At 40.7% G+C, this 14013-nt stretch carries 13 protein-coding genes; 4 read left to right on the forward strand and 9 right to left on the reverse strand.

What is annotated here, in order from left to right; genetic code table 11:
* On the forward strand, nucleotides 1-1300 hold a 1300-nt coding region (locus QXS89_06690; GenBank protein MEM3831865.1), incomplete at its 5' end, for an aspartate aminotransferase family protein.
* Nucleotides 1301-1341: 41 nt separating this feature from the next.
* Here QXS89_06690 and QXS89_06695 read toward each other — a convergent pair.
* Nucleotides 1342-1623 (reverse strand): MoaD/ThiS family protein, encoded by a 282-nt coding sequence (locus tag QXS89_06695; GenBank protein ID MEM3831866.1) that lies wholly within the window; start codon nucleotides 1621-1623, stop codon nucleotides 1342-1344.
* Between the two features lie 149 nt (nucleotides 1624-1772).
* Between QXS89_06695 and QXS89_06700 the strand changes: the two genes are divergently transcribed.
* Nucleotides 1773-3017, forward strand: a complete 1245-nt coding sequence (locus QXS89_06700; protein MEM3831867.1) for an NAD(P)/FAD-dependent oxidoreductase — start codon at nucleotides 1773-1775, stop codon at nucleotides 3015-3017.
* 3 nt (nucleotides 3018-3020) lie between these two features.
* Here QXS89_06700 and QXS89_06705 read toward each other — a convergent pair whose 3' ends face one another.
* The 3 genes from QXS89_06705 to QXS89_06715 are packed head-to-tail and all read right to left on the reverse strand — an operon-like array spanning nucleotide 3021 to nucleotide 5416.
* A complete protein-coding gene (locus QXS89_06705; protein ID MEM3831868.1) occupies nucleotides 3021-3536 on the reverse strand; it encodes a 4Fe-4S dicluster domain-containing protein in 516 nt (171 codons plus the stop codon).
* A gap of 10 nt (nucleotides 3537-3546) precedes the next feature.
* Nucleotides 3547-5232 carry an aldehyde ferredoxin oxidoreductase family protein gene (locus QXS89_06710; GenBank protein MEM3831869.1) on the reverse strand — a complete coding sequence of 562 codons (1686 nt, stop codon included), beginning with the start codon at nucleotides 5230-5232 and terminating at the stop codon, nucleotides 3547-3549.
* Between the two features lie 13 nt (nucleotides 5233-5245).
* Nucleotides 5246-5416, reverse strand: coding sequence for an aldehyde ferredoxin oxidoreductase N-terminal domain-containing protein (locus QXS89_06715; GenBank protein MEM3831870.1), 171 nt, complete (start codon nucleotides 5414-5416; stop codon nucleotides 5246-5248).
* A 217-nt stretch (nucleotides 5417-5633) separates the two neighbouring features.
* Between QXS89_06715 and QXS89_06720 the strand changes: the two genes are divergently transcribed.
* Entirely contained in the window at nucleotides 5634-7031 is a 1398-nt protein-coding gene (locus QXS89_06720; GenBank protein MEM3831871.1) for a M20/M25/M40 family metallo-hydrolase, read from the forward strand.
* On the opposite strand, the gene QXS89_06725 is transcribed toward QXS89_06720, so the two are convergent.
* Both QXS89_06725 and QXS89_06730 read right to left on the reverse strand, forming a co-directional pair.
* The gene (locus QXS89_06725) at nucleotides 7032-8396 is read right to left on the reverse strand and encodes a serine hydrolase (GenBank protein MEM3831872.1); all 1365 of its coding nucleotides are present in this window, start codon (nucleotides 8394-8396) and stop codon (nucleotides 7032-7034) included. It lies immediately after the preceding gene.
* Nucleotides 8397-8469: 73 nt separating this feature from the next.
* Nucleotides 8470-9789: an MATE family efflux transporter gene (locus QXS89_06730; GenBank protein MEM3831873.1), complete on the reverse strand. Its 1320-nt coding sequence runs from the start codon at nucleotides 9787-9789 to the stop codon at nucleotides 8470-8472.
* A 158-nt stretch (nucleotides 9790-9947) separates the two neighbouring features.
* Here QXS89_06730 and QXS89_06735 point away from each other — a divergent pair, with 158 nt between their 5' ends.
* Complete coding sequence (locus QXS89_06735) at nucleotides 9948-10358, forward strand: secondary thiamine-phosphate synthase enzyme YjbQ (GenBank protein ID MEM3831874.1); 411 nt, start codon at nucleotides 9948-9950, stop codon at nucleotides 10356-10358.
* On the opposite strand, the gene QXS89_06740 is transcribed toward QXS89_06735, so the two are convergent.
* Genes QXS89_06740 through QXS89_06750 form a run of 3 tightly spaced genes read right to left on the reverse strand, consistent with a single transcriptional unit; the run spans nucleotide 10340 to nucleotide 13896 of the window.
* Complete coding sequence (locus tag QXS89_06740; protein ID MEM3831875.1) at nucleotides 10340-12064, reverse strand: cation:proton antiporter; 1725 nt, start codon at nucleotides 12062-12064, stop codon at nucleotides 10340-10342. The two genes, QXS89_06735 and QXS89_06740, sit on opposite strands and share 19 nt — an antisense overlap.
* A gap of 33 nt (nucleotides 12065-12097) precedes the next feature.
* Nucleotides 12098-12814: a hypothetical protein gene (locus tag QXS89_06745; GenBank protein ID MEM3831876.1), complete on the reverse strand. Its 717-nt coding sequence runs from the start codon at nucleotides 12812-12814 to the stop codon at nucleotides 12098-12100.
* A gap of 8 nt (nucleotides 12815-12822) precedes the next feature.
* Entirely contained in the window at nucleotides 12823-13896 is a 1074-nt protein-coding gene (locus QXS89_06750) for a radical SAM protein (GenBank protein ID MEM3831877.1), read from the reverse strand.
* Between the last annotated feature and the right edge of the window lie 117 nt (nucleotides 13897-14013).

The raw sequence follows: 14013 nt of genomic DNA on the forward strand, positions 1-14013 counted from the left end.
CTACTCAACACTTAGAGATCTTTATATTCCTAAAGGTCTCGGGCTTACTCATCCTATAACTATTATAAGAGGATCTGGAGAGTATCTCTATGATGCTGATGGAAACAGATATATAGATCTTACGTCTGGCATAGGTGTTACAGTCTTAGGTCATTCTAATCCTGAGCTTGTGGAGACTGCCATGAGTTCTCTAAAGAATCTATGGCATATAAGTATCATGGTTGCCAACTATCCATCATATCTCAAGCTTGCTCGAGAACTCTCAGAGATGATAAGTATTTCTGGGCGGAAGAAGGCTTTATTCTTCAATAGTGGTGCTGAAGCTGTGGAGAATGCTGTTAAGATCTCCAGAGCTTATACTGGGAAGCCTTATATCATATCGTTTATAGGAGCTTTTCATGGGAGAACAACTCTAGCTCTATCTCTTACAGGCAAGTACAAGCCTTATAAGAAGAAATTTGAACCTCTAGCCTCTCATGTAGCTAAAGCTCCTTATCCATACTGCTACAGGCTTAATGCTGAGAGCGAGGATGAGTGTATAAATATAGTTATGAATTATCTAGAACTACTTGTTGACGTAGATCTATCTCCAGAGGTTATTGCCGCAGCCATCGTAGAACCTGTTCAAGGCGAGGGAGGATTTATAGTGCCTCCTCGAAGATTTCTCAGTGAGTTAGAGAGTTTTCTGAGGAAGAGAGGTATAATGCTTATAGTCGATGAAATTCAGACAGGCTATTGTAGGACTGGTAGATTCATGGCTTTCGAGCATTTCAACATAGATCCTGATATAGTGACCTTGGGTAAGGCTATAGCCAATGGAATGCCCTTAAGCAGTGTAGTAGGTAGAGCTGGTATTCTAGATTCAATGGATCCAGGAATGATGGGTGGAACCTATGGAGGTAATCCTATAGCTGCTAGTGTTGCTCTGAAAGTTCTCGAGATAATTAGAAGAGAGAAGATATGTGAGAAGGTTGAAAGACTTGAGAGAATTATGACGAGAAGACTTGAAGAGATAGCAGAGAAATACGATGTAGTGGGAGAACATAGAGGTCTGGGAGTTATGAGAGCTCTTGAGTTTGTGAAGAATAGAAGAACTAAAGAACCTTATCCAGAGCTTGTATCTAGAATCTTGGAGGAGGGTAGGAGGAGAGGTTTGCTCCTATTGAAGGCGGGATACTATGACAATGTCATAAGATTCCATCCACCACTAGTTATAGAATCTGAAACCTTGGAGACTGCTATGAGCTTGTTCGAAGAAGCTCTTAAGGAAGCTGTGAGAAGTCTGGCACATAAGAGTTGACAAGCTTTCGAGAATTAAAATTATAGTTCTTTAAAGCATCTCTAACCTCCTACTGCGGGTGGTAGGATTGCTATGACGTCATCATCTTTAATCTTTACAGATCTAGCGTCATAGTCCTTCACAGCGGAACCGTTGATCAGAATAGCGTATCTACCCTTGATCCTGCCATTCTCATCAAGCAATATGCTGGAGATCTCTACACCCAGCTCTCTACTCAGAATCTCTATAAGCTCGTAGAGTGTTAGATCTTTTGATATCCTTATCATGTATTCTCTCACCTTTACTATCTCATATAATTCTCCATAGAATCTTATCTCAACCATGACGATATCAATCCTCTAAATATTACTCGTGCTATAGTAATTAAATAGTATTATGCTAATAATCTGTATCCTGCTATGAAGATCTCGGCAGATTTCTCCAACAGTATATTAATTTTCCATAATTAGAAGAATATTATCAGGTAGTTATCTTGGAGAACGAAGTTCTTGTTGTAGGAGGAGGAGTTGCTGGTGGTAGTGCTATTTTAAGTCTTCATAATGCTGGTTATAAGGTGACTCTTGTATCTTCAGATCCTCTGGTTTATTCTAAGATGACTTTATCATATGCTTTGAAGAGAAGAGTAACTTCTATAGATCCTTATGTGATATTCAGACCAGAGGATCTTAAACAACTAAACGTGGATTTTATTAATGATTCAGTGGTTTATATAGATCCTGATAATCGTGTTATTAGAACTAAGAGTGGTAGTATTATTGAATTCGATAATCTTGTTCTAGCAACTGGTAGTAGGATTGCAGCACCTCATATTGAAGGTATCGAGCTGAAGGGAGTGTACACATTTCTATCGTTTGAGGATGTAGTAGAATTAGATAGAGTAGCTACTCATGGAAGAAGAGCTGTTATAGTAGGTGCTGGCATGATAGGTCTTCTAGCAGCAGACAGTCTTTATAGCAGAGGTCTAGATGTGACTCTAATAGATATACTACCATATCCTTTGATGACAGCTGTAGAAGAGCGTATAGCTAGAATTATGCTGGAAAGACTTACCGCGAGAGGAGTCAGGTTTCTAGGTAATAGTATTGTTGAGAGGATCGAGGGTTTCGGTAGAGTTGAGCAGGTGGTTTTAGCTACGGGAGATAAGATTCCAGCTGATATAGTTATAATAAGTACGGGGGTTAGAGCTAATGTTCCCGAGGGTTTGGAGAGACTTGTGGAAGGTCCTGGCAATTCTGTATTGACAGACGAGTTCTTCAGAACCAAGATGAAGAATATATATGCTATAGGAGATTGTGCTAGTAGCATAGACTATATAACCGAGAGAAAAGTTTACAGACCTCTAGGAATTATAGCATCTTATGAGGCTAGACTTCTGCCGAGAGCTTTGAAAGGTTTGAGCTATAGAGGTTTTATACCATATCAAGTTGAAGAAGCCTTTGGCTATTACTTCATAAGACTGGGATTAAACGGCTTTGAAGCTAGAAGACTTGGTGTGAGCTATTCCACGGCTTTGATAGAGTATAAGGTTCCGGGCCTGTATATTCTCAGAAGCCTTGTTATCTACGAGAGAGGTTCTGGAAGAGTTATAGGGTGGCAGAGCATAGGTCCTTCTATGGTATCTTATAAATCTAAGATCTTTGAGGATATAATAAGAGCTGGTGGCAGTCTAGAAGATATTCAAGAGAAAAAAATTAGAATAGTTTGTGAGAATTGCTAGAATTTATGTAGGTCTCACACCAGACCATACTCTCTTAGAAGCATCTGTCTTAGATCTCAGGAGTGAAGCGTATTGATAGGCGAAGTCTACGCCTACTTTTTCTACTTTCACAAATCTAAGAGCTCCATATTCGCAGGCTTTTACACATGCCGGCTCGCCATTACATAGATCACATTTTATAACCTTACCATCACTACCCAGAGTTATAGCACCATAGGGGCATGCGTAGACACAAGCCTTACAATTTATGCATTTCCTATAGTCTATGAGAACAGCGTTAGTCTTAGGATCTCTATATATAGCATCAACACCACATGCCTCCATACACGGTGCCGGATCACAGTGATAGCATCCTGTCACTACAAAATCTCCAGTATCTCTCCAGGCGAAAACTCTGATCCTAGAATCTCTAGTGCTAAAACGTCCTGTCTTAGCATAGCTACATGCTAGAACACATCTCTCGCAACCAGTACACTTGCCGGAATCGAACTCTAATATGTAGTAGCTTGAGACAGCCATCTACCATCACCTACCATGTGACATGCTTGAAAACACCTTCATCTACACCAACTCTCTTCAAAGTCTCTTTAGTGGGTCTTCCCTCTCTATCCCAGCCTCTCAGCTCGTAATATTCGTTCTTCATTTTCTCAAACCATTCTCTGGGTAGCACTCTACCTCTAGTAGGTCCTGAAACATGTGGATCCTCGTGAATTCTGGGTGGTAGCACATCATCTTTAGCAGTCATACCCTCTCTAACATTAAACACTCGTATTAGATTGACAATTCTCTCACCCGCTAACTCGAAGTTTCTTACATCTTTATACTCCTCGAAACCTGTCACAGCATATATGAGCATACTCAGTCTCTCATTATCCCAGCAGCAGAAGTCGCATACTCCCGCAGCAAATTTAGCTGCATACTGATGCTCCTGCTGGATCACTATTAACGCCTTGTTTTCAGGACTCCATCTCTCAATAGGAATAGGCTTAGCTCCCAGCCAGTATCTACCTAGAACCTCCGGGCCTATAGGCCATGATCTAAGATGGTCTCCGCCTCTGTCAGCAACTGCATAACTTAATCCCATAGCCGGAGCCGCTCTAGGGTCGTATGCGGGGAGTTCTAATCCCTTGACATGCACAGCATATCTACAAGAATCTCTACCGATTTTTTCACAAGCTCTTCTACTACCTTCAGCAAGTATATCTGCGAACACTGTCTTTCTATATGCTATAGCCTCTGTTAGTGCTATATAAGCCTCATCATTTCCAAATCTAAGTTCTAGACCTCCAGTCTCTTCTCTTGATATAATACCTCTCTCATAGAGTTCTGTAGCCCATCCCAGAACTCCTCCTAGACTTATCGTATCAAGGCCGAGTTCGTCGGCGAGGTAGTTAAGCTTAGCAAGAGCACCTATATCTCCTATACCTAGATTTGATCCTAGCAATGCTGCAGTCTCATACTCAGGACCTTCAGTAAGAGTTCCAGCATACCTGCCACTCGATATTAGAATCCAGTTATGACATCCGATAGGGCATTGCCTGCATGAAGCTCTCTTAACTCTAACTCTCGCTACAGCTATCGCATCAATACCATTCCACAGCTCGAAACTTCCTGTCTGGAAGTTTCTTGTTGGCAGAGCTCCCGCCTCATTAGTGAACCAGCCTAGAGATATGCTACCCCATTTAATACCGAACTCAGCTTCTGGATTCTTGAAAATATCTTTTTCTTTCATCTCTTCAATAATCTTCTCAAATTCTCTAGGTAGCGATATCTCAACACTTCCAGAACCTCTAACAGCTATAGCCTTTAGATTCTTAGACCCCATAACAGCACCAGCACCACCTCTACCATGCTGTCTACCCTCAGAATCTACTATTGAGAATCTAACGAGTTTCTCGCCGGCAGGACCTATGCTTAATACTTTAACCTGTGGATCTCCTAGTTCTTCTTTTATAGCTTTTCTAGTCTCACTAATCCTCAGACCCCACAGATGATCTGCTTTTCTGAATTCTATCCTGCCATCCTCTATATACAGATAGGAAGGCTTCTCAGCTCTACCTCTTATAATAACCCCATCGAATCCTGCATATTTTAATTCAACACCAACAGCTCCACCACTATGGGTATCAAGCCAGAACCCTGTTAGAGGAGATTTCGTGACTATAGGATACTTAGGCGAGGCTGGAGCTAGAGTGCTGTTGGCGGGGCATGTCATTATTATCAGCAGGTTATCTGGAGAGAGGATCCACGTCTTTAGGCATGTGATCTAGCATATATCTTGCTGCAATACCCTTACCGCCTATGTAGAGTCTTGCATAGCTCATGTTGAGAGGTTCTATAAAGTATTTCTCCTTAGACAGATCTATAAATGCGATTCTACCTACATATCCTCCAGGCATGTAAAACACCTTAAAATTATCTCATGAAGATATTACTTAGAAAGTATTTAAATATTTCCAATCTAAATTACAGATCTTTATAATAGTTTGATATCATCAATTAAAAAATTTAGATCTAATCGATTGAAAACCTAGCATCTGCAATATGCAAATCATCTTATAGATCTTAATACTTTAAATTTATACCTCCATAATTCAGTCTATGAGGTGTACACATATGAGCGAGCGGGGAGAGAGTTCTCAAGATCTAGAGGTTCTTAAAAACAGGATCTTTAGATATGTAGATGAGAATCACGGTAGATATATAAAGCTTTTAGAGGATCTGGTATCTATACCAACAGTCTCAGCATGGGGTGGTGAGAGTATGAGAGAAGGAGCCGAATATGTTGCCAGTATTCTTAGAGAGAGAGGATTCAGAGTAGATATAGTGAGTGGAGGAGGACATCCAGCTGTTCTAGCAGAAATAGGTCGTGGAAGTAGGAGTATTCTTATATACAATCACTATGATGTTCAACCACCAGATCCTCTAGAGCTCTGGAGCTACGATCCTTTCAAGCTTTCAATTAAAAATGAGTATCTCATTGGTAGAGGTGTTGCTGATAATAAAGGGAATATAGTTGCTAGAATTCTCGCAGTAGATTCTTTATATCCACTACTCGACGAACTGGATCTAAGGATTAAATTCTTTATAGAAGGTGAGGAGGAAATAGGATCCCCTACATTGGAGAAGATAATAGATCTCAGGAGAGAATGGATTAGAGCTGACGGCGGCTTCTGGGAGACAGGGTATGTGAGAAGAGATGGTAGACTCGGGATCTCACTCGGCTTCAAAGGAATGTTATATGTAGAGATTATACTTAGAGGAGCTTTAAGAGATATTCACAGCGGCTACGCCCCGCTGATACCAAACCCTGTGTGGAGAATGGCGAAACTTCTTCAGAATCTTAAAGATGAGAATGGGAGGGTTCTGATTCCAGGATTCTACGATGATATAGATAAAGAGTTTCTAGAGATATCAGAGAGAATATTAGAAGATCTGGATTTCGAAGAGCTGGACTCTCTCAAGAAAGAGCTTAATCTCAGATCCTTTGTAAGAGGCTTAGAAGGTTTAGAAGCTCTTAGAGAGCTCTATACGAAACCTTCTCTCAACGTATCAGGTCTCTACGCAGGTTATACGGGGAAGGGTAGCAAGACTATAGTACCATCTGTAGCAGGTGTGAAGATAGATATAAGACTAGTGCCTGGACAGGATCCTGTTAGAATCCTTGAGAGACTTAGAAGATATCTAGATCAGCTTGAGTTCTCAGACTCCGAAATAATAGTACATGGATCCTATCCATCAGGTTATACAAGACCTGATGAGAAGATTGTTAGAACATCTGTGAAAGCCGGGGAGGAGGTTTATGGGAGAGCACCTGTTATAACACCTCTATCAGGAGGTTCAGGACCTATATACTTGTTCACAAACATAGCTAGAATCCCTATGACAGGTGCTGGCGTAGGTTATTTCGGATCTAGAGTTCACGCACCTGATGAGAATATAAGATTAGATGATTTCATAAAGAGTGCGAAACATGTAGCATATACTCTGATACTGTTCTCCAGAAGCTTTTAATCATCTTTTTTTAACGAACTTATACCTCTCATAGATCATCTCTATAACTCCGTTTCTCTCGCTGAATATAACAGGTATTCTAGCTCCTAGACTAGGTGTGTAGAATATATACTCTCTATCTTCGAATCTCTCTGGTATGAGAGGTAGATCCCATGTAATATATCTTCCTCTCGAGACCATGTAGAGCAGAGAATCTCTTCTTTCAATTCTCACTCTCATAGTTGATCTGAATGTCTCGTAATCTCCTTCGAGTTTTTCCAAGATCCTTTCATATCTCACGAAAGGAAGCTCTCTCTCAGGATCTCTTCCTAGAGCTAGTGCTAGAGCGTATAATCCTATGAAAGAAGGTGAGTATCCACTGGCATTGGCTAGAACCACTACCCCCAGCCTCTCACTCTCTATATATCCTATGTAGGCTGTGTACACTAGAACAGAACCTCCATGGCCAACGAGTTTTCTACCGAAGAAATCCTCGGTGATTCTAAGTCCAAAGCCGTAGCCTTCTCCTCTGAAGTATCCTCCAGGGGTTTCAACCCTGATCTTCTCCATTTCTTCAATACTTCTTCTACTTATGATCTCTCTATCCTCATACCTGCCTCTGTTGATCAGCATAGTAATATATCTAGATAGATCTCTCGCATTACTTAAGAGACCTCCATCAGATGTAACCCCGTATGGGAATACAGATCTTCTCAGTCTACCATCTCGATCTATTACGTAAGGAACAGCTACATTAGGATCTCTCTCAACCTCCTCTTTATAGAAGTAAGTTCTTCTCATGCCTAGAGGCTCTAAGATTCTTTTTCTAACATAATCCTCATATTTCATCCCAGAAACCTTCTCAACGATCATTCCCAGGAGTACGTAGCCTTCATTAAGATAGAAGTATCTCTCTCCAGGTCTTGCAACAGCCCATTCATCAGATCCTCTTAGAAAAGAGATCATATTATCATAACCTGCTATAGGAAGCCATGATCCTATCTCCTCACCCACAGCACTTCTTATGTAAGCTTCTGCATAAGCCAGAGCAGGTATCCCACTCGTGTGGGATAGAAGATGCCATATTCTTATGATCTCTCCTTTAGGTCTTAGATCTATAGGCACGTACCTGTTAACAGGATCCTCTAGAGAGATCCTCCCCTCCTCAACTAGACTCATTATACTGAAAGCTGTGAATGATTTGGTAATAGATCCTATGCCGTATACCGTATCAATATCAGCTGGTAGAGCATTCTCATAATCTCTGAAGCCGAAGGCCTTGGAATATCTCGTCTCGCCATCTTCTACTAGCAGTATAACCAGACTAGGTAGTCTGGTTCTAGAGATCTTCTCAAGAACGAAGTTCTCGAGCTTAGAAATATCCAAGACCTACACCATTTATATCTATGGTAGAACTATAAAAACCCGAGTAATACCTTAGATACTCTAGAAGTATTCTCTATATCACTTTCATAATAAGTCTATTTCTGAACTTCCTATAGACAGCATATGATATAAGAAATCTCCCATACATATCTGTTATCTGAGTAGACCAGACTCCGTAGATCCCGAAGAATAATTGTAGGATCTGTGCTAGAAATGCTCTTAGAATGAGAACTGTGAATGAGCTTATGACCAGAGGAATCCACGTGCTACCCATACCCCTGATCACTCCATAAAGTGCTAGAGATCCTCCGAAGCCTATCTCAGAAATAGCAGCCAGGATCAGATATGTTCTGACAAGACTCAAGATCTCTGGATCAATCTCGAGAAGAAATTCTAGAGCTAGAGATAGTGCTAATAGTATCACAGTTGCTATAGACATCCACGAGATCCCTATCTCAAGAGATTCTCTCATGAGATGATCTAGATCTCTTCTACTATTAGATCCAACGTGATAACCTACTCTAGCAGATGCAGCGATACTGATCGCGAAAACAGGGTTTATAATGAGATTCTCAATGCTAATCCCTATATTATGCGCAGCAAGAGCATTCAACCCGGATCTTGCTACAGCATTAATATATATATTATGCCCCACACTACTTACAAATCTCTCGAGAGACGCTGGAACACCTACTGCGAGAACCTTCAGAAGATATCGAGAAGGAGGTGCGATTCTTATCCTAGTAGGAGGTCTGAAGAAGAGATACACTATAAGACCAGCATACTGGGAAAGAGCTGATGCAAGACCTAGACCTTCGATTCCTTTGAATGGTGTTTCTATGAATCCTAAGGCTATTGATGGTATTAGAACAACGGCTATAGATGATGAGAGTATTGCCGAGTAGTTAGGAGGCCAAGGCTTTTCCAGAGCTCTATACAGTGTGGAGAGTACTGAAGATATCATGAGAGCTGGCACTGAGAGTAGTCTGAATGCGAGGTAAGTCTCAGCGATCATTCCAGCAGTCTTCTGACCTCCCGATAGAATTCCCACGTATAACTCAAGCCACAGAGGTTGAGTGACTATGATAAGTAGTGAGAGAGCTAGTGAGAAGAGCAAAGTCTCGCCAGAGATCCTCTCAATAGCTTCTCTATCTCCAGCTCCATATGCTTGTGATACTGCTACGAGCATTCCAGTCATGAATATGGAGGATACAGCTCCTATGATGAAGAAGAAGTATGATGCAAGTCCTGTTCCTGCGAGAGCTTCAGCTCCTAGATAGTATGATGTGATCATGCTTACAAGACTTACTATCGAATCAGGTATCATGCCGATGAGTATAGGTAGGGCAAGCCTCCATATCTCACCTCTGTCATCTCTACCCAGTCTATACACTCTAAAACACCTTACACTGAACCTGTATCTACATCACATGCACTGCATATGCTAGATATTCTTCTCATCTTAAAAATTGTGAGAATCTATCTAGCTCTTCTACTATTCTCTCGATTTTTATAATACCCTAGATTCTAATCCTGAGTATGGTGATGCACATGAAGATCTATTCTGAGATGCTTAGTATCAGAACTAGCAAGCGTCTTCAGATTATCAGAATAACAGAGAAGATTGAAGAGATCATTACCAGAAGTGGTGTGAAAGACGGTGTTTGCCTGATCTTCACACCTCATGCTACAGCAGCTGTTATACTCAACGAGTACGAGCCTAGAATCGTGGAAGATTACATAAGATGGATCGTGGAAGTATTCAAACCTGGAGGTGGGTGGAAGCATGATGAGATCGATGATAACGCTCATGCACATATAGCATCAAGCATAATAGGTTCTGGAAGATTCATTCCCGTGAGCGGGGGTTCTCTTGTGAGAGGTACCTGGCAGGAGGTTATGCTCGTAGAACTAGACGGTCCTAGAGATAGGAAGGTTTTCGTTCAGGTTTTGGGAGAGTAGGAGAGAAGAATCTCTCTAACAGATCTTGCCAGAGGAATCAAATTTCTTCTTATTATGTAGAGTAGATATGATAGAGCTAGGACTAGTAGGAGAACCTGATATAGCACGCTTAAAAGCTCTAAGCCTGAGATCTCTGATACGAGAGTCATTATTCTGATCTGAATTATTATTAGAAGTGCTAGAACTCCTATATCAAGCATAAACTCTGTTATTCTATAGTATGCAGAAACTCTGAGGTCTGTGATCTCTCTCCCGCTAAATCTTCTAGACATGTAGCGTATGAGCAGAACTCCTGAAGTCCAGAGAGCTAGGGTTAGCGCGAGAATATTTATGTATATTATATGAATACCGGAATCTGCTATGATTGAAACTCCTCTCAGGATCTCGGTTAGAATTATTATAGCTACCACAGCTATTAGGAAATCTACTAGAACTCCTCCAACTAGCTTCAGAGCTCTAGCTTCTCTGAGGATTTCTACAGGTGGCTTCAGCTCGCTTAACCTAGGTGGTATGATTCTTCTAATCTTCTCTCCTATGCTCTCTTGCTTCCTGATCATGATTCCTGAGATTAGTGATGATACGAAGAATATCATTACGGAAAGCCATAGGAAGATTTGTGGTATAAGACCTGTGGGAAGAATCTCTCTAGTTATTATTATACCTATCTCGCTTATAGAGATCATGTAAAGCCCTGTTCTAGCTACGTCTCCAGGACTATAGCCTAGAAACCATGCTGAGACGGTGAAGGCTGTGTATTTTATGCTCATAACGAGTAGAGGTATTAGAATTCCTAGAGCTACTATCTCGATGATGTATCCTACAGATCCTGAGATGTAGAGAGGTATGAATAAACCTGCTAGAGAGAAGTATATGAGAAGTCCTAGATCTCTTAAGACTGATAATCTCACAGCTAGAGGTCGAGGGTCTATAGATGATCCTATCGCAATACCAGCTAGAAATGCTCCGAAGAATATTGAGAGGCCTAGAACTATTGAGAGGTATGAGAAGATCATGACCATCGCCAGAGATAAGACTGCGAATAATTCTATATCTATCCTTGCACTAGCTCTCTTAAAAACCCTGGATCCTATGTAGATTGATGCGAATGCTAGAAGCAATACCTTCCCGAAGAATATGAATGCATCTAGCAGAGCTTCTGAAAGAGATGTTATTCGAAGTCCTCCTCCTGTGATCCCCATTAATATCGTTAAACCTGTTACAGCTATAAGATCTTCTGCAGCTGTTGTTGCTAGAATGAGTCTACGTAGAGATTCTGGAGCTCCTGCTACCTCTCCAAGAGCTTTGTAGAGTACTCCTGTTGACGTGTTCAATGTTATCAGAAACAATAGTATGTGCTCTATAATACCTAGTCCTATGAGTGCACCTATTATACTCCATATATTCCATATTATTATCCCTGATACAAACTCTAATATCAATACGTTTCTAAGCACAGATCTCAGTGTCTGTATATTGAACTCGCTACCTATCTCGAAACCCAGCAGTATAAGACCTAGCTGGCTTAGCAAGGTTATTGTAGGATCTGTTGAAAGTTCTTCAGGATTCAAACCCGCGAGGTGGTAGAGGTAGTATGATAAAACTCCTCCTATTATAAATCCTAGGACTGATACAAAGCCAAGTCTTCTGAAGAGTGCTCCGAATAATACTGAGACTACTAGAAGAGGTAGTACATATGCTATATTCACTGTAGACTCCTCTACTATATGAAAACTATCCGCTTAAATCCAGAGATCTCTTGGTATTCGTGCTCTATAGAGAGCTCTTCTATAGAGATCAGGGTCTATTTTGAGGAATGTCTGAAGTTCCTCATATATTCTCGCGATATCATCTCTACATCTTATACTCTTCCTATGTTTATTCAACTCTACTAGAACTCTTGCGAGAACATCTCTTTTAGATTGAGTCTCTCTAATAGCTCTCTCAATATCATTATACATGAGTGTTCTGAGTATAATCTCTATAACTGAGTTGATCTCTGAAGGAACTCCTACTATAGATCCTCTTAAGCTTATTCTTCTAGAATCAGCCCATGGAAGATCTAGTTCGATGAGAGTTGTAGTAGCTCTCTTCCTAGGAGGCTTATCAACTATACCTCCTATAATCACAGAATCATAGTATAAAAGCTCTTCAGGAGTTAGATCTCTTCTCGCGTAAGGATCTAGGAACAAGGGTTTTGAAGATCCTATTAGAGCTAGAATGTGTTCAAGAGATGTATTGAAAATCCTAATCCTACTACTCTTCAGAATTCTCTCCACAAGAAAATCGTTTAAACCTTTAAACCTGTAGACCATTATAAGATCTCTATCACAATATTTTCTAAGAATACCCTGGCCTATCATAATCTGTTTGAGAAGGCTTTTCAACTCATCAAGTCTGTGATAGTATATCATATCACCATCTATTATAATCGAAGGGCACAAGATCTTTGAGAACATACTCCTATCTATAGCTCGTATACATTCTCTATAAGATTTTCACGAGATACATTTCCAAGCACTAGAGGCATTCTCTCAACGAGTTTTACTCTGCATATCTTCTTAAGCTCTTTAACTCTATCTCTATTAATATCTGGATGCACGTAGTATACTCCATCTCTATAGTAGTACTCGTATCCGCTCAGGATCTTCTCAACAACTCTAGATCTAGATCCGCATGAGATCTCGATCCATGATAGAATACCATCTTCACCTATCTTCTGATGAGGAAGCGCGACCCTCATAGCAATTCTTCTATATCTTCTCATAGTCTGAATAGCGTCTTTAAGTTTCGAAGAGCAGAAATGCACTCTTATTCTCAACCCTTGATCTCTAGCCCATCTAAGTATCTTATAAGCAGTCTCTCTACTACCCTCAACAGAGATCCCATCACTAGAAATTCTAAAACCTCTGAACATGAGAGCTTCTTTATTCCTCTCAGAAACCTCAAGCTCGTTCAGATTTATGAATTCTGCTCCGATGCTCTCTAGATATAGTATGAGATCTCTGATCCTATCCTCATCACCAGGGATCACAGGGATCTCAGCTCCCACACTCATGCTAGTCTCTCTAACAGCTGTTCTAATCCTCTCAAGATATCTTCTATCTACAGGATGAAATCTTATCTCATCAAGACCTGCTCTCTCAAGAATCTTCAGACTCCCAAGATCCGCATACCTGCCTGAGGTGTAGAGATGTATATGAAATCTCTCTCCAAAACTCTCCTTAAGCCTTCTAATAATATAGCTAGTCTTATCAATAACAATCAGAGGATCTCCACCTGTTATAGAAGCACCTCTACCTCCTACAATCTCTATATAAGAGATCACATCCTCCAGATCTTCCACTCTCTCCTCATCAACATAAATAGAATCCCAACCCATTCTACCAACCGATATAGGACAGTAGAAACAATTATCATGACACACACCGGTTATAAAGATAACAGTTTTATCACCCTCTACACAGAGCTCGCAACCTATCGGATACCCTGAAACCCATTCTCTGTATAGATCCCTTCCTTCTATTCTTATCCTGCCCATCACCTCTACCTATGCCTCTGATGCTTAAATTCTTACGAGCAGTCTTAATAGCTGTTCTCTGAAGAAACCGAAATATTATGCAGAGATGCGAGGTAAAAAGATCCGATATAATGACTA

It is taken from the genome of Sulfolobales archaeon, assembly GCA_038881635.1.
In the GTDB taxonomy this organism is placed as follows: Archaea; Thermoproteota; Thermoprotei_A; order Sulfolobales; family AG1; genus WYEN01.